This window comes from Cupriavidus sp. 8B, from assembly GCF_054589115.1.
Genome location: NZ_BAAILO010000460.1, coordinates 149,585 through 165,569, shown reverse-complemented (window position 1 = coordinate 165,569; position 15,985 = coordinate 149,585). Strand labels below are relative to the sequence as shown.

16 protein-coding genes and 2 tRNA genes are annotated in these 15,985 nt (G+C 65.2%); 15 read left to right on the top strand and 3 right to left on the bottom strand.

Features of this window, described 5'->3' with window-relative positions; genetic code table 11:
- The first annotated feature begins 85 nt into the window (after positions 1 to 85).
- The 6 genes from ACYP5B_RS44410 to ACYP5B_RS44385 all read left to right on the top strand — a co-directional run bounded on the left by ACYP5B_RS44410 (position 86) and on the right by ACYP5B_RS44385 (position 5,543).
- Complete coding sequence (locus ACYP5B_RS44410; RefSeq protein ID WP_267606179.1) at positions 86 to 694, top strand: TRAP transporter small permease; 609 nt, start codon at positions 86 to 88, stop codon at positions 692 to 694.
- Complete coding sequence (locus ACYP5B_RS44405) at positions 691 to 1,995, top strand: TRAP transporter large permease (RefSeq protein ID WP_267606180.1); 1,305 nt, start codon at positions 691 to 693, stop codon at positions 1,993 to 1,995. The genes ACYP5B_RS44410 and ACYP5B_RS44405 overlap by 4 nt, the downstream gene beginning before the upstream one ends.
- 76 nt (positions 1,996 to 2,071) lie before the next feature.
- Positions 2,072 to 3,100, top strand: a complete 1,029-nt coding sequence (locus ACYP5B_RS44400; protein WP_318235654.1) for a DctP family TRAP transporter solute-binding subunit — start codon at positions 2,072 to 2,074, stop codon at positions 3,098 to 3,100.
- A gap of 228 nt (positions 3,101 to 3,328) precedes the next feature.
- Positions 3,329 to 4,039, top strand: a complete 711-nt coding sequence (locus tag ACYP5B_RS44395) for a DUF2968 domain-containing protein (protein WP_459573830.1) — start codon at positions 3,329 to 3,331, stop codon at positions 4,037 to 4,039.
- Between the two features lie 344 nt (positions 4,040 to 4,383).
- Positions 4,384 to 5,052, top strand: a complete 669-nt coding sequence (locus ACYP5B_RS44390; protein ID WP_459573829.1) for a hypothetical protein — start codon at positions 4,384 to 4,386, stop codon at positions 5,050 to 5,052.
- Between the two features lie 92 nt (positions 5,053 to 5,144).
- Complete coding sequence (locus ACYP5B_RS44385; protein ID WP_459573828.1) at positions 5,145 to 5,543, top strand: acyl-CoA thioesterase; 399 nt, start codon at positions 5,145 to 5,147, stop codon at positions 5,541 to 5,543.
- A 22-nt stretch (positions 5,544 to 5,565) separates the two neighbouring features.
- Here ACYP5B_RS44385 and ACYP5B_RS44380 read toward each other — a convergent pair whose 3' ends face one another.
- A complete protein-coding gene (locus tag ACYP5B_RS44380; protein WP_400093709.1) occupies positions 5,566 to 6,111 on the bottom strand; it encodes a LuxR C-terminal-related transcriptional regulator in 546 nt (181 codons plus the stop codon).
- Between the two features lie 173 nt (positions 6,112 to 6,284).
- Between ACYP5B_RS44380 and ACYP5B_RS44375 the strand changes: the two genes are divergently transcribed.
- Complete coding sequence (locus ACYP5B_RS44375; RefSeq protein ID WP_043345022.1) at positions 6,285 to 6,986, top strand: CoA transferase subunit A; 702 nt, start codon at positions 6,285 to 6,287, stop codon at positions 6,984 to 6,986.
- Positions 6,987 to 6,997: 11 nt separating this feature from the next.
- A complete protein-coding gene (locus ACYP5B_RS44370) occupies positions 6,998 to 7,636 on the top strand; it encodes a CoA transferase subunit B (RefSeq protein WP_267606185.1) in 639 nt (212 codons plus the stop codon).
- Between the two features lie 84 nt (positions 7,637 to 7,720).
- On the opposite strand, the gene ACYP5B_RS44365 is transcribed toward ACYP5B_RS44370, so the two are convergent.
- A complete protein-coding gene (locus ACYP5B_RS44365; protein WP_459573827.1) occupies positions 7,721 to 8,194 on the bottom strand; it encodes a DUF411 domain-containing protein in 474 nt (157 codons plus the stop codon).
- 26 nt (positions 8,195 to 8,220) lie between these two features.
- Complete coding sequence (locus tag ACYP5B_RS44360; RefSeq protein WP_459573826.1) at positions 8,221 to 8,997, bottom strand: 3-hydroxybutyrate dehydrogenase; 777 nt, start codon at positions 8,995 to 8,997, stop codon at positions 8,221 to 8,223.
- Between the two features lie 202 nt (positions 8,998 to 9,199).
- On the opposite strand from ACYP5B_RS44360, the gene ACYP5B_RS44355 reads away from it, so the two are divergent.
- From ACYP5B_RS44355 to infC, 7 genes are all read left to right on the top strand, one after another.
- Positions 9,200 to 10,087 carry an alpha/beta fold hydrolase gene (locus ACYP5B_RS44355; RefSeq protein WP_318235659.1) on the top strand — a complete coding sequence of 296 codons (888 nt, stop codon included), beginning with the start codon at positions 9,200 to 9,202 and terminating at the stop codon, positions 10,085 to 10,087.
- 73 nt (positions 10,088 to 10,160) lie between these two features.
- Positions 10,161 to 10,523 carry a RidA family protein gene (locus ACYP5B_RS44350; RefSeq protein WP_400093706.1) on the top strand — a complete coding sequence of 121 codons (363 nt, stop codon included), beginning with the start codon at positions 10,161 to 10,163 and terminating at the stop codon, positions 10,521 to 10,523.
- A 15-nt stretch (positions 10,524 to 10,538) separates the two neighbouring features.
- Positions 10,539 to 12,761 carry a RelA/SpoT family protein gene (locus tag ACYP5B_RS44345; RefSeq protein WP_459573825.1) on the top strand — a complete coding sequence of 741 codons (2,223 nt, stop codon included), beginning with the start codon at positions 10,539 to 10,541 and terminating at the stop codon, positions 12,759 to 12,761.
- Between the two features lie 21 nt (positions 12,762 to 12,782).
- Positions 12,783 to 12,859: transfer RNA gene (locus tag ACYP5B_RS44340), tRNA-Val, on the top strand.
- Between the two features lie 104 nt (positions 12,860 to 12,963).
- Positions 12,964 to 13,040: transfer RNA gene (locus tag ACYP5B_RS44335), tRNA-Val, on the top strand.
- A 402-nt stretch (positions 13,041 to 13,442) separates the two neighbouring features.
- Complete coding sequence (gene thrS, locus ACYP5B_RS44330) at positions 13,443 to 15,350, top strand: threonine--tRNA ligase (protein WP_459573824.1); 1,908 nt, start codon at positions 13,443 to 13,445, stop codon at positions 15,348 to 15,350.
- A 45-nt stretch (positions 15,351 to 15,395) separates the two neighbouring features.
- On the top strand, positions 15,396 to 15,917 hold the full coding sequence (infC, locus tag ACYP5B_RS44325) for a translation initiation factor IF-3 (protein ID WP_081488948.1): 522 nt from the start codon (positions 15,396 to 15,398) through the stop codon (positions 15,915 to 15,917).
- Positions 15,918 to 15,985 lie beyond the last annotated feature (68 nt).

Here is a 15,985-nt window from a genome sequence, read left to right as displayed (position 1 = left end):
CTTGAGATTAAGTCTTTACATAATTCAAAGAGAAAATCCGCGCGCAGCCTGCGGCGCCGCGCGGACCGGACCGGAGGCCGGGGAGATGCAAGCAGAACAGGAGGGGCGGCGCGATGCCGACCCAAAACACGTCACGGCCATGCCGGACGAGACTGGCGCCAGCCAGCAAGAGGACAGCGGCTTCAAGGTATCGCCGCGGATTGAAGACTGGGTTGGCGTGATCGTCATGGTGCTGCTGGTGTGCATCACCTTCGCCAACGTGGTGGTCCGTTATTTCACTGATGAATCGTTTGCCTGGACCGAGGAATTCTCGGTCTTCCTGATGATCGTGCTGGCCCTCGTGGCAGGCAGCGCGGCCGTGGCGCGCGACCGCAACATCCGCATCGAGTTCTTCTTCGATCGCGGCAGCGCGGCGCGGCAGCGGCGCCTGGCGGTGTTGTCGGCGGTGGCCGTTGCGGTCATGTTCATCGCGCTGGCGGTGCTGGGCGCTCGCGTGGCGTGGGACGAATACACGTTTGGCGAGACCTCGCCGGGCATTGGCGTGCCTAGCTGGTGGTACTCGGTCTGGCTGCCGGTGCTGTCCGCCGCCATCGCGCTGCGGGCGCTCGGCGTAGCGGTGCGCAACCTGCGCGCGCTCAAGGCCCTGCATGCCGAGCGCCTGAATGGCGTGGCGGCTTCGGAGGCCGCGCCATGACGCTGATTGCCATTACCCTGTTCGTGGTGTTCCTTGGCCTGATGATGCTGGGCGTGCCGATCGGCGTGTCGCTGGGCCTCGGCGGCCTGGTGGCAATTGGCCTGTCCAACCTGGACACCCAGATGTTCGGCCTGCTGGCCGTGCCGCAGAATTTCTACGCCGGCCTGGGCAAGTACCCGCTGCTGGCGATCCCGATGTTCGTGCTGGTCGGCTCGATCTTCGACCGTTCCGGCGTGGCGCAGCGGCTGGTGACCTTTGCCATTGCCATCGTCGGGCGCGGTCCCGGCATGCTGCCGCTGGTGGCCATCCTGGTCGCGATGTTCCTGGGCGGCATCTCCGGCTCCGGCCCGGCCAATGCGGCCGCGGTGGGCGGGGTGATGATCGCGGCGATGTCGCGGGCCGGCTATCCCGGCGCGTACAGCGCGGCCGTGGTTGGCGCTGCCGCCGCGACCGATATCCTGATCCCGCCGTCCGTTGCGTTCATCATCTACAGCGTGCTGGTGCCCGGCGCCTCGGTGCCGGCACTGTTCGCCGCCGGCATGATCCCCGGCATCCTGGCCGGCGTGGCGCTGATCGTGCCGGCCGTCTGGCTGGCGCGCAAGCACAATATGGGCGCCATCGAGGCCGGCTTGCCGCGTCCGCCGTTCTGGAAGAGCCTGCGCGAAGCGGCCTGGGGCCTGGTCGCGCCGTTCCTGATCCTGGGCGGCATGCGCGCGGGCTGGTTCACGCCGACCGAAGCCGCCGTGGTGGCGGTGGTCTACGGCCTGTTCGTCGGCATGGTGATCTACCGCAGCATCGGCATGCGCGATTTGTTCGTGATCTTCCAGGAGGCGGCGGAGACTTCCGCGGTGATCCTGCTGGTGGTGGCGCTGGCCGGCATATTTGCCTACGCGCTGTCCACGCTGGGCGTGATCGATCCGCTGGCCAATGCCATCGCGCATTCGGGACTGGGCGAATACGGCGTGCTGGCGCTGATCGTGGCCTTGCTGATGACGGTGGGGATGTTCCTCGACGGCATCTCCATCTTCCTGATCTTCGTGCCGCTGCTGCTGCCGATCGCCAATGCCTTCCACTGGAACCCGGTGTGGTTCGGCGTGGTGCTGACGCTCAAGGTGGCGCTCGGCCAGTTCACGCCGCCGCTGGCGGTGAACCTGATGGTCTCGTGCCGGATTGCGCGCGTGCGCATGGAAGAGACTGTGCCCTGGGTGGTGTGGATGCTGCTGGCGATGTTCGTCGCCATGCTGATGGTGCTGGCCTTCCCGCCGCTGGCGACCTGGCTGCCTGACTACCTCGGTTATTGAAGTATCGACGTATTGACGTATTGAAGTCTTCGTTGCCCATAAGAAACACACAACAGATCCTGAGAGGAGAGAACGCATGAAACGTCGTGCCTTGATGCTGTCGCTGGCAGCCACCATCGCCGCTGCCGCCCTCGCGCCCGCTGGCGCCATGGCGCAGAGCTACAAAGCCGAATACAAGATGTCGCTGGTGCTCGGCCCGGCCTTCCCGTGGGGTAAAGGCGGCGAGATCTGGGCTGACCTGGTGCGCCAGCGCACCAGCGGCCGCATCAACATCAAGCTGTACCCAGGCACCTCGCTGGTGGCCGGCGACCAGACCCGCGAGTTCTCGGCGATCCGCCAGGGCGTGATTGACATGGCGGTCGGCTCGACCATCAACTGGTCGCCGCAGGTCAAGGAACTGAACCTGTTCTCGCTGCCGTTCCTGATGCCCGACTACAAGGCACTGGATGCGCTTACGCAAGGCGAAGTCGGCAAGTCGATCTTCGCGACCCTGGACAAGTCCGGCGTGGTGCCGCTGGCCTGGGGCGAGAACGGCTTTCGCGAAGTCTCCAACTCCAAGCGCGAAATCCGCAAGCCGGAAGATTTGAAGGGCATGAAGCTGCGTGTGGTGGGCTCGCCGCTGTATATCGAGACCTTCAATGCGCTCGGCGCCAACCCGACCCAGATGAGCTGGGCCGACGCGCAGCCGGCCATGGCCTCGGGCGCGGTGGATGGCCAGGAAAATCCGCAATCGGTGTTCGCAGCCGCCAAGCTCTACACGGTGGGCCAGAAGTACGTGACCACCTGGGGCTACGTGGCCGACCCGCTGATCTTCGTGGTCAACAAGCAGATCTGGGAAAGCTGGACCCCGGCCGACCGCGAGATCGTCAAGCAAGCTGCCATCGACGCCGGCAAGCAGGAAACGGCACTGGCCCGCAAGGGCCTGGTGGAGGCGGGCGCGCCGGGCTGGAAGGACATGGAAGCCCATGGCGTCAAGGTTTCGCAACTGACGCCGGCCGAGCACGACGCCTTCCGCAAGGCTACCGGCAAGGTCTATGAGAAGTGGAAGAAGCAGATCGGCGTGGAGCTGGTGAGCAAGGCGGAAGCCTCCATCGCCAAGCGCTGAGCCGGGGCCGGAGCGCTGGGGGCGGCGTCAATGCTCCCCCACCGCCCGGGGGTGTTGCGGGAATGGCACCGTCATGCTGGCAATTGTTACAAAACGCGGCCTGAGGCGGGCAAGCTTGTTACAATCCGCGATCGGCGGGGTGCGCGAAGCGCATCATCGCCCAGTCCGGGTGTCGCATGGCGCACCCCGATTTTCTTGAACCATCGTGCCTGTCCAAGCCGGAACGCCATGTTGAATCATTCCTGCCGCGCCCCCTTGCTTGCCAGCCTCATCGGCTTGGCCCTGTCCTTGTCCGCCTCCGGCGTACTGGCAGCGGGCGAGCCCATACCTCCCTTCGCCGCACCGGCGCCGCTGACGGCCATCGCTAGCGGTCCCCAGGCCTCCGCCTCGTCACTGGGACTGGTATCGGAGCTCCAGCAGCGCCTGCGCGACCGGTCGGTGCGTGAGCTGCGCACCAGCTACAACGGCGATTACGGCACCACGCTGATGCTGGCGGACGACCAGGTGGTTTGCTACGTGGCGCTGTTCTATCAGAAGAACCTGTGGCGGGTGTTCCGATTCGAATCGATCGGCCCGGCCGAGCAGGCTTATCGCCAGGTGACCCAGCAAAGTGCAACCTGGGCCAGCGACGATATCCGCCGCCAGGTGCTGGCTTCGCAGAAGCGGGCATTCGACAAGGCTTTGCATGAAACCGAGGCGCGCGCCAATGCGCTCAATGAGGATGTGCGCGTGATGCAGGCACAGCGCCAGCGCATCGCCGAGGAGCAGAAGGCGTCTCGCGCCGAGGTCCAGAGCGCGGAAATCGAAAGCCGTGCCTCGCGTATCCGCCTGGAGCAGCTGCAGCAGCAGATTCGCCGCATGGAGTCGTCGCTGGCGGACTCCGGCCTCGCCGTTCCCGGCCAGGTGCCGGATGGCAACCGCCCGGCCCGCCGCCAGTAAGTCACTTTGCCATGCCGGCGGCCCAAGCCGCCGGTTGTCCGGTCTTTCTCCTACGGCCAGGATGGCCCACGCTCGCCCCCCGTTCCTTGTCACGCACTTGCTTGCAGGTCCCGATTGAGGAATTTTCCGTACCCAGAAAGAGATTCGTCTGATTTCTCCGCAGGGACTGCGGCGCTATGATTTTTCGCTGACCCGCTATCGTCCGGATAGGCCGGCGCGGCCGGGTCTCGCATGCGCTGCAGAGGTGAGCCGTGTCTCGTTTCCCCGTGTCCCGTTCCCCATACCCGTCTCCATCTCCGCCTCCCACGCTCGATGTGCCGCCCCCGTGGGGGACGAGTTTCGATGTGCGCGACACGCTGAAGACATTGCGCAGCGAGGCCATCCGGGACCATCTCGTGGCCACGGCGCCTGTCCATGCCCAGGCATTGCGCCGCGAACGCCAGCGGGGAATGGCCACCGGCGCCCTCGGCGGTGCTGCGGCCGTGCTGCTCGCATGGTTCGCCGCGGTCATGCTGGCGAGCCCTGAGCTCAGGCCCAAGCCAAATCCGTTGGCCGCTTCGGCGGCGGCCGAAGCGCAGGCCGACATCCCGGCGGCCGTGGCAGCGGTGGCTCCGCTCGCGCCGCCCGAGCCTTTCGCGCCCTCGCTGGCGGAAAGCGCCAGCCCGCAGGCCGCCCCGTCCGCCATCGACGAACCCATGATCATGGACCCGCGGGACCGGGTGCGGGTCCGTGAAAGCCGCGCACTGGGCATGGTGGCGTTGCCGGACACCCATGCGGCGCCCCGCACGCAAGCGGTTGCCCTTGCGGCGCCGCCATCCAGGCGGCCCCGCGCCGCGCCCGTCCTGGCCGCCCCGGCCGCATACGCCAGCAGCATCCCGCATCCGCGCGCCGAGGCCGGCGACCCGCCGCTTCCCCCCGCGCCGGATATCGACCTGCGCCCGAACGCGGTGGCCTTCCTGCCGCCCGAAATGCGCTTCGAACTCCCCGGGCACGCCCGCTTGATCGACAATTGATCGACGACTGAGACGGCATCCCTGGCTCGGCGCGGCGGAACCGTCGTTTCCGCCGAGAGGAAACGGCGCGTCGCCGTGGTAGGCTCGGGTCCATGAAACCCGTATTCACTCTGCGCATGCCCATCCGGTGGGGCGACATGGACGCCATGGGCCATGTCAACAACACGGTCTACTTCCGCTACCTGGAACAGGCGCGCATCGCCTGGTTCGAGTCGCTTGGCCACGGCGGCAAGGATGCCAGCGGTTGCGGGCCGGTCATCATCAACGCCCACATGAGCTTCCTGAAGCAGTTGCGCTATCCCGGGGATATCGAATGCCGGATGTTTGCCGGCGAGCTGGGCCGCACGAGCTTCGAGACCCGCATGGAGATACTGCGCACCGACCAGCCGGACGTGGTGTATGCCGAGGGCGGCGCCAAGGTGGTCTGGTGCGACTACGGGGCCGAGAAATCGGTGCCCGTGCCGGCGGCGCTCCGGGCGCTGATGGAGTAGGGCAGTGGCCCTAGGCCGCGGACTAGTGGTTGACCAGGCGCTGCACCAGGTCGACCGAGGTATGGGCCCCGTACTTCTTCATCAGCCGGGCCCGGTAGATGTCCACCGTGCGCGGGCTGATGGACAGCAGCTTGCCGATCTGCTTGCTGGTCTTGCCGTCCACCAGCTGCGCGGCGATGTCGCGCTCGCGCGCCGTCAGCTCGGCGGTGACCGGGCGCTTCTGCGAAAGGTCCTCGAAAGTCCAGATGCCGGCGCCCAGCGGCTGCCGGCGGTCCAGCGCGCGCCCGGTGACATGGCACCAGAACAGGTCGCCGCCGGCGCGCTTCATGATGCGCTCGTCGGAATAGGTGCCCTTGGCGTTCATGATCGGCACGATGCGCGCGCCCGTGCGTTCGAACTCGTCGGCGGTGGGATAGAGTACCTGGAACGACTCGCCGATCAGGGCGCCCCGGGTGGTGCCGAAGATGCGGCAGAGCTCGTCGTTGCAATCCTCGATCATGCGCTCGCGCGACAGCACGAGGCCGACCGGGGCGAGCTGGAAGGCGGTCTGGTAGTCGATAGCGGGCATTTGCTTATGTAATTGTACGTATTGGCGTGGGATGCAACGCTTGCGTATGCTGTCGGACGGTTGGCAGCCGGACGATCTCCGTCCGATTGTACCGTTACAATTTCCCTGCGTGACTCGCCGGCATCACCCGGAGGCGGGCGCAATGACAGGAAATCACCGAGGAAGGAGCAAACATGAACAAGGTCTACGCCAGCGCCGCGGAGGCGCTCGCGGGCGTCGTTCGCGACGGCCAGACGATCGCGGTTGGCGGTTTCGGTCTGTGCGGCATCCCGGAGGCGCTGATTGCCGCGCTGCGCGACAGCGGCGCCAAGCAGCTTACCTGCATCTCGAATAACGCTGGCGTGGACGGTTTCGGCCTGGGCCTGCTGCTCGCCACGCGCCAGATCAAGAAGATGATTTCGTCGTACGTGGGCGAGAACAAGGAGTTCGAGCGCCAGTACCTGGCCGGCGAACTGGAGCTGGAGTTCACCCCGCAGGGCACGCTGGCCGAGAAGCTGCGCGCCGGCGGCTCGGGCATCCCGGCCTTCTTCACCAAGACCGGCGTGGGCACCATCGTGGCCGACGGCAAGGAAATCCGCGAGTTCGATGGCCAGCAGTACGTGATGGAGCGCGCGCTGACCGCCGACGTGGCCCTGGTCAAGGCCTACAAGGCGGATCGCGCCGGCAACCTGGTGTTCCGCCGCACCGCGCGCAACTTCAACCCGATGTGCGCGATGGCGGGCAAGGTCACCATCGTCGAGGTCGAGCACCTGGTCGATACCGGCACGCTGGATCCGGATGAGGTTCACACTCCGGGCATCTTCGTGCAGCGCATCGTGCTGAACGCCAACCCCGAGAAACGCATCGAGCAGCGCACCGTGCGTGCCGCGGGCTAAGGAGAAACATCATGGCATGGACACGTGACGAAATGGCGGCGCGCGCCGCGAGCGAGCTGCAGGATGGCTTCTATGTGAACCTGGGCATCGGCCTGCCGACGCTGGTGGCCAACCATGTCCCGCAAGGCATGGAAGTGTGGCTGCAATCCGAGAACGGCCTGCTGGGCATCGGCCCGTTCCCGACCGAGGCCGAGGTCGACGCCGACATGATCAACGCCGGCAAGCAGACCGTGACCACCCTGCCGGGCTCGTCGATCTTCTCCTCGGCGGATTCCTTCGGGATGATTCGCGGTGGCCATATCAACCTGGCCATCCTGGGCGCCATGCAGGTCAGCGAGAAGGGCGACCTGGCTAACTGGATGATCCCGGGCAAGATGGTCAAGGGCATGGGCGGCGCGATGGACCTGGTGGCCGGCGTGGGCCGCGTGGTGGTGCTGATGGAACACACCGCCAAGAAGAAGGACGGCAGCGAGGACATCAAGATCCTGGCGTCGTGCGCGTTGCCGCTGACCGGCGTGGGCGTGGTCAACCGCATCATCACGGACCTCGGCGTGATCGACGTGACCGAAGCCGGCCTCAAGCTGGTGGAGACCGCGCCGGGCGTGAGCCGCGAGGAGATCCAGAGCAAGACGGGCGCACCGCTGCTCTGATCCGCTGCTGCCGTAGTAAAAAACCCCGCGAGCTTGCGTTCGCGGGGTTTTTTTATTCACGGCGCCTGAGCGCCTTGGCCATTTTCAGGCGCTGCGCTTGTTGTAGCTGGCGAAGACCGATGCGCCACCATCGGCGCGGACCAGCAGGACATCGAACGGGTCCTTGCGCGAGCCCTGTTCCATGCCCGGCGAGCCGACCGGCATGGCGGGCACCGCCAGGCCCACGGCCTTGGGCTTGCTGGCCACCAGCCGCTTGATGTCGGCAGCGGGCACGTGGCCTTCGACCGCATAGCCTGCGATGCGGCCGGTATGGCAGGAGCCGAAGCGCTCGGGAATGCCGAAGCGGGCGCGATAGACGCCGGTGTCTTCCACGTCGCGCACGGTCACGGCAAAGCCGTTCGCGCGCAGGTGCTCGACCCAGCCCTCGCAGCAGCCGCATTGCGGGCTCTTGTAGACCTCGATGGCGAGCGGTGCCGCGGCGGCGCTCGCGCCGGCGCGCAGCCCCAGCGAGACGGTGGCGCCCATGGCCAGGGCACGGAGAAAGTGGCGTCGTTGCATGGTTCGTGGCTTTCCTGTCATTGCGCTCATTGCGCCACCCAGCCGCCATCCATGTTCCAGGCCACGCCGCGCACCTGGCGGGCCGCGTCGCTGGCCAGGAACACGGCCAGCGCGCCAAGCTCGTCGGGGGTGACGAACTGGCCGGAAGGCTGCTTCTCGATCACCAGTTCGTGCTTGGCCTGCTCAACGGGAATGCCGTCCTTCTGGGCGCGCGCTTCCACCTGCTTTTGCACCAGTGGGGTCAGCACCCAGCCCGGGCAGATCGCATTGGCGGTCACGCCGGTCTGCGCGGTTTCCAGCGCGGTGACCTTGGTCAGGCCGACGATGCCGTGCTTGGCGGCCACGTAGGCGGATTTCTGCGCGGAGGCCACCAGCCCGTGGGCGGAGGCGATATTGATGATGCGGCCCCAGTCCTTGCGCTTCATGCCGGGCAGGGCGAGGCGGGTGGTGTGGAAGGCGGAGGTCAGGTTGATGGCGATGATCGCGTCCCAGCGCTCGGGCGGAAAGTCCTCGATATTGGCCACGTGCTGGATGCCGGCGTTATTGACCAGGATGTCGGCGCCGCCGAATTCCGCGTCGGCGTAGCGCATCATGTCCGCGATCTCGGCGGACTTGCTCATGTCCGCGCCGTGATAGCCCACGCGGATACCCGCGCCGGCCTGCGCGATCTCGCGCTTGGCGGCGTCCGAGTCGCCGAAGCCGTTGACGATGATGTTGGCGCCCTGGGCGGCGAGCGCCTGAGCGATGCCGAGCCCGATACCGCTGGTGGAACCCGTGACCAGTGCCGTCTTGCCTTTAAGCATGTTTGCCTCTTCGTCGGAGTGTTTTGGACGTTGGATTTGGACTGCGCGAAGGACCCGTCGCGCGCCAGCGGCAAAGGCATGGCGGCGAGAACCCCGATGCTGTGGCATTGTAACTGCTGCAGCGTACAATCCAGCTTTGCCCAACCCGGGCGCCGCCATGCCGGCGGCCCCGTTCTTGCTACCGTCTTGCCAGGGAGTTCAGATGTCGTCAGTCAGTCCGCGCCTCGGCTTCGTCCAGTGCATCAGCCCGGCGGGCCTTCACCGCATGGCCTATCACGAATGGGGCGAGCCGACCAATCCCCGGGTGCTGATGTGCGTGCATGGCCTGACGCGCACCGGCCGTGACTTCGACACGGTGGCCGCCGCCTTGTGCGGCGAGTACCGCGTGGTGTGCCCCGACGTGGTCGGGCGCGGCCGCTCGGACTGGCTCGCGGACCCGCGCCGCTACGTGGTGCCGCAGTATGTGTCCGATATGGTCACCCTGATCGCCCGGCTCAATGTCGAGCAGCTCGACTGGTTCGGCACCTCGATGGGCGGCCTGATCGGCATGGGCCTGGCGGGGCTGCCCAAGTCGCCGGTGCGCAAGCTGCTGCTCAACGACGTGGGCCCGCGCATCGCCGCCTCGGCGGTGGAGCGGATCGGCGCTTACCTGGGCCTGCCGGTGCGCTTCAAGACCTTCGAGGAAGGCCTGGCGTACCTGCAGACCATCAGCGCGTCTTTTGGCCGTCACACGCCCGAGCAATGGCGCGAGCTCAACGGCGCCATCCTCAAGCCGGTGCAGGGTGCCGAAGGCCTGGAATGGGGCTTGCATTACGATCTGGCGATGGCGCTGCCGTTCCGCGAAACCACGCCCGAGCAGGTGAGCGCCGGCGAAGTGGCGCTGTGGCAGATGTTCGAGGCCATCCAGGCGCCCACGCTGGTGGTGCGCGGCGCGCAGTCCGACCTGCTCACGCGCGAGACGGTGGCGGAGATGGTGGCGCGCGGGCGCAACGTGACCTCGGTGGAGGTGCCGGATGTGGGGCATGCCCCGACGTTCATCGATCCCGCGCAAGTGGCCATCGCCAAGCAGTTTTTCCTGGGTGCGGCCTGAGGTTTGAAGCCTGATGCGGCCGCGGCCCGGATCCGATGCCTTTGATGTTTTACCCGACGACTAAAGTATTGCCATGAGTACCAATGAACTGAAGCGCGCCCATGTGGGCAAGCGCCTGTCCGAATACGCGATCCACAATGGCGTGGTCTACCTCGCCGGCCAGGTGCCGGAAGTCGATCCCACCGCGGACCTGCGTGGCCAGACCCGCGAGGTGCTGGGCCATATCGAGCGCCTGCTGAACGAAGCCGGCAGCGACAAGAGCCGGATTCTCTCGTGCCAGATCTTCCTCACCGACGTCGACCAGATCGGCATCATGAACGAGGTCTGGGACGAGTGGGTGGTGCAGGGCAATACGCCCCCGCGCGCCACCGTGGAGGCACGCCTGGCCAATCCGCAATACCTGATCGAAGTGGTGGTCACCGCCGCGCTCAAGTGAGGCCGGGGCAGCGAGATGGTGACGTCGACTGACCTGACCGGGCAGATTGCCGGCACACCCGATGCCGGGCTGGTGGAGCGCGCCCTGGCGTTCGTGCGCGAGCGCGGCAGCGCCGCGTTGCTGCCCACCGGCGAAACCGTGCTCTCGCATGCCGAGGGCATGCTGCGCATTCTCGATGGCCTGCGCGTCGACGATGCCGCGCGCGCGGCGGCCTGCCTGTTTGCGCTGGCCGCGTTCGTGCCTGGCAGCGAAGTGGAAATCGAACCGCTCTTCGGCGAAGAGGTGGCGGGGCTCGTCAAGGGCGTGCGGCAGTTGTTGCGCATCGGCGCGATCGCGGTGGGCCACAGCGGCGCGCCCGAGACCACCAAGGACGAAATCGCCGCGCGCCAGGAGCAGGTGGAGGCGCTGCGCAAGATGCTGCTGGCCTTCGCGCAGGACATCCGCGTGGTGCTGGTGCGCCTCGCCTCGCGCCTGCAGACGCTGCGCTGGCTGGCGCTGGTCAAGGCGCAGCCGCTGCCGGGCGTTGCGCGCGAAACGCTGGACATCTACGCGCCGCTGGCCAACCGGCTGGGGATCTGGCAGATGAAGTGGGAGCTGGAGGACCTGGCATTCCGCTTCGAGCAACCCGACACCTACAAGCGCATCGCGCGACTGCTCGACGAAAAACGCATCGAGCGCGAAGGCTATATCGCCAGCGCCATCGCGCGGCTGCAGTCCGAGCTGGCATCGGCCGACATCCGCGCCGAGGTGAGCGGGCGCCCCAAGCATATCTACAGCATCTGGAAGAAGATGCGCGGCAAGGAGCTCGACTTTGCCGATCTCTATGACGTGCGCGCGTTTCGCGTGATCGTCGAGGACATCAAGGATTGCTACACCGTGCTGGGCATCGTGCACCATATCTGGCAGCCGATCCCGCGCGAGTTCGATGACTATATTTCCCGGCCCAAGTCGAACGGCTACAAGTCGCTGCACACGGTGGTGATCGGCGACGACGGGCGCGCCTTCGAGGTGCAGATCCGCACCCAGGAGATGCATCATTTCGCCGAGTACGGCGTGGCCGCGCACTGGCGCTACAAGGAAGCGGGCAGCAAGGGCTATAGTGGCCAGTTCTCCGCCAGCGAGCGCTACGACGAGAAGATCGCGTGGCTGCGCCAGCTGCTGGCGTGGAAGGACGACGCCGATCATTCGGTGGCGCACGACGAGTCGCCTTGGGAGCAGCTCAAGCACGCGGCCATCGACGACCACATCTATGTGCTGACGCCACAGGCACGCGTGGTGGCGCTGCCGCAGGGCGCTACGCCGGTGGATTTTGCGTATTACCTGCATACGGACCTCGGTCATCGCTGCCGCGGCGCACGCGTGGATGGCACCATGGTGCCGCTGAACACGCCGCTCAAGAACGGGCAGACGGTGGACATCATCGCCGTCAAGCAGGGCGGGCCGTCGCGCGACTGGCTCAACGCGGAACTGGGCTACCTGGCCAGCCCACGGGCGCGCGCCAAGGTGCGGGCCTGGTTCAATGCGCTGGACTCGCAGGAGACCATGTCGCAAGGCCGCGCGCTGATCGACAAGACCTTGCAGCGCGAGGGCAAGACCGCGGTCAACCTGGATGACCTTGCCACGCGGCTCGGCTTCAAGACGCCGGACGATTTGTTCGCCGCGGTCGCCAAGGATGAGTTCAGCCTGCGGCATGTGGAGCAGGCGCTGCGGCACCCCGAGGGCGAAGCCGCGGTGGTGCAGAGCGAGGAAGAGGCCGTCACCAAGAAGAGCCGCGCGACCAGCGTGGCGCGCGGCGCCAAGAGCGGCGTGCTGGTGGTGGGCGTGGATTCGCTGCTCACGCAGATGTCCAAATGCTGCAAGCCCGCACCGCCGGACGAGATCGTGGGCTTTGTCACGCGCGGGCGCGGCGTCTCCATTCATCGCCGCACCTGCCACACCTTCGGGCAGCTCTCGGCGCGCGCGCCGGAGCGCGTGATCCATACCGAGTGGGGCAAGCGCAGCGATGCCGTGTATCCGGTCGACATCCAGGTGGAGGCGATCGACCGGCAAGGGCTGCTGCGCGACATCTCCGAAGTGCTGTCGCGCGAGAAGATCAACGTCACCGGCGTGAAGACGCTATCGAGCAAAGGCGTCGCGCGGATGCAGTTCACCGCCGAGGTTTCGGAGGCCACGCAACTGCAACGCGCACTCGGTTTGATCGAAGATGTGGTGGGGGTCTTGCAGGCGAAAAGAAAGTGATGCTATACTTTCGTTCTCCGTAGGCTCGTAGCTCAGCTGGTTAGAGCACCACCTTGACATGGTGGGGGTCGTTGGTTCGAGTCCAATCGAGCCTACCAACGAACAAGCAGTAAGAAGTCATTGCAGCAGGACTTCGGCAGTAAAACTTCGGCAGTAAAACTTCGGCAGTAAAGTTTAAGCAGTACCGTTTAAGCAGTACCATAGGCTCGTAGCTCAGCTGGTTAGAGCACCACCTTGACATGGTGGGGGTCGTTGGTTCGAGTCCAATCGAGCCTACCAACGCATAGCAGTAAGTGTTAAAGCAGTAGTGGTAAAAGCAGTAAATCAAGCAGTACCGAAGCAGTCCGGTTGATCCCGATAACCTGGAACGGAAAAGGCGCCATGTTCAAGACACAGCGAACTACTACCGCTAATTAGCGACAGTAGTCGAGGTGCGCCTTCGGACCCGGTGGATTGGGGTTGAATCGAAAAACAACGCAGCCTTGGCTGCGTTTTTTTTCGTCTGTCGCTTCTTGGCTCCCTGCTATCCTGCTCGATCGCCCGTGGGTGGATCCGAGCGAAGTCCCCGCTGCCGGGTCCATGCTGGTTTGACAAAGTGGCATGAGCCCGGCGCTACAAGATGCTTTTTATTCGCTTGCCGGCGCAACGGCGCCGGCGGGTGGAATTCTGATGAGGTGCAAGATGATCGCAATCACGCTGCCGGATGGTTCCCGACGCGAATTCCCCGGCCCGGTGACGGTGGCCGAAGTGGCGCAGAGCATTGGCTCAGGCCTGGCCAAGGCTGCCCTCGCGGGCAAGGTGGATGGTCAGACGGTCGACACCAGCTTCCTCATCGAGCGCGATGCAGCTCTCGCCATCGTCACGGACAAGGATGCCGACGGCGTTGATGTGATCCGTCACTCGACGGCCCACTTGCTGGCCTACGCCGTCAAGGAACTGTATCCCGAGGCGCAGGTGACGATCGGCCCGGTGATCGAGAACGGCTTCTACTACGACTTCGCCTACAAGCGCCCCTTCACGCCCGAGGACCTGGTTGCCATCGAGAAGAAGATGGCCGAGCTCGCCAAGAAGGACGAGAAGGTAACGCGCGAGGTCTGGAGCCGCGATGAAGCCGTGAAGCTGTTCGAGTCGATGGGCGAGAAGTACAAGGCCGAAATCATCGCCTCGATTCCGCAGGACCAGGAGATCGGCCTGTACCGCGAAGGCAAGTTCGTCGACCTCTGCCGTGGCCCGCACGTGCCGTCCACGGGCAAGCTCAAGGTCTTCAAGCTGATGAAGGTGGCTGGCGCCTACTGGCGCGGCGACGCCAAGAACGAGATGCTCCAGCGCATCTATGGCACGGCCTGGGCCAGGAAGGAAGACCAGGAAGCCTACCTGCACATGCTGGAAGAGGCCGAGAAGCGCGACCACCGCAAGCTGGGCAAGCTGCTCGACCTGTTCCACCTGCAGGAAGAGGCGCCGGGCATGGTGTTCTGGCACCCGAAGGGCTGGCAGGTGTGGCAGGCGGTGGAGCAGTACATGCGCGGCCGCCTGACGCAGGCTGGCTATGAAGAGGTGCGCACACCGCAAGTGATGGATCGTTCGCTATGGGAAAAGTCGGGTCACTGGCAGAACTACAAGGAGAACATGTTCGTCACGGAGTCGGAGAAGCGCGACTACGCGATCAAGCCAATGAACTGCCCCGGCCATGTGCAGATTTTCAATCACGGCCTGCGTTCGTACCGCGACCTGCCGCTGCGCCTGGCCGAGTTCGGCGCCTGCCATCGCAACGAGCCCTCCGGTGCGCTGCATGGCCTGATGCGCGTGCGCGGCTTTGTGCAGGATGATGCGCACATTTTCTGCACGGAAGAGCAGATCGTTGCAGAGGCCAAGGCCTTCAACGAACTGGCGTTCTCCGTGTACGACGATTTCGGCTTCAAGGACATTGCCGTCAAGCTGTCGCTGCGCCCTGACCAGCGCGCCGGTTCCGACGAGGTCTGGGACCATGCCGAGGAAGGCCTGCGCCTGGCGCTGCGCGCCTGCGGCGTGGAGTGGGAAGAGCTGCCGGGCGAGGGCGCCTTCTACGGCCCCAAGGTGGAATACCATATCAAGGACGCCATCGGCCGGTCCTGGCAATGCGGCACGCTGCAGCTGGACCTGGTGCTGCCGGAGCGCCTGCATGCCGAATACGTCTCGGAAGACAACTCGCGCAAGCGCCCGGTCATGCTGCACCGGGCCATCCTGGGCTCTTTCGAGCGCTTCCTGGGCATCTTGCTGGAAAACCATGCCGGCGCGCTGCCTGCCTGGCTGGCGCCGGAGCAGGTCGTGGTGTTGAATATTGCCGACTCGCAGGCGGAATATGCCGAAAACGTCGTGCAACTGCTGCAAAAACAAGGATTTAGGGCTAAGGCGGATTTGCGTAACGAGAAAATTACGTATAAAATCCGCGAGCATTCCCTTCAGAAGATTCCCTACCTGCTGGTAGTGGGCGACAAAGAACGGGATGCCAGTCAAGTGGCCGTGCGTGCCCGTGGCAACGTGGATCTGGGCGTTATGCCCGTTTCCGCGTTTGTGGAGCGTCTGCAACAGGACGTTGCCAGCAAAGCCTGATGGGATGAGCACGGCTTGTTTTTTGTCTTCTTGAGGTAACGCAACATCGCTACAGACAAAGGTCATCGCATCAATCGCGAAATCAGCGCACCCGAATTGCGCCTGGTCGGGGTTGATAACGAGCAGCTCGGCATCGTCAAGTTCATGGACGCGCTCCGCCTGGCTGAGGATAAGGACTTGGACTTGGTGGAAATCGCTCCTACAGCGGTGCCGCCGGTTGCCCGTATCATGGATTACGGCAAGTTCAAGTACGAGGAAGCCAAGCGCGCGCACGACGCCAAGCTGAAGCAGAAGATCATCCAGGTCAAGGAAGTCAAGTTCCGGCCGGGTACGGATGATGGCGACTACAACGTCAAGCTGCGCAACCTGAAGCGCTTCCTCGAAGACGGCGACAAGACCAAGATCACGCTGCGTTTCCGCGGCCGTGAGATGGCGCACCAGGAAATCGGCGCGCGCGTGCTCGAACGCCTGAAGGCGGACCTGGAAGAAGTTGGCCAGGTCGAGCAGATGCCGAAGATGGAAGGCCGCCAGATGGTGATGGTGCTGTCTCCCAAGAAGAAGAAGTAAGATTTTGCGCGTCGCCGCGGCCCGGAGGGGAATCCCTCCGGGCGCGGCGTCGTGCGAAAGCAGCGCAG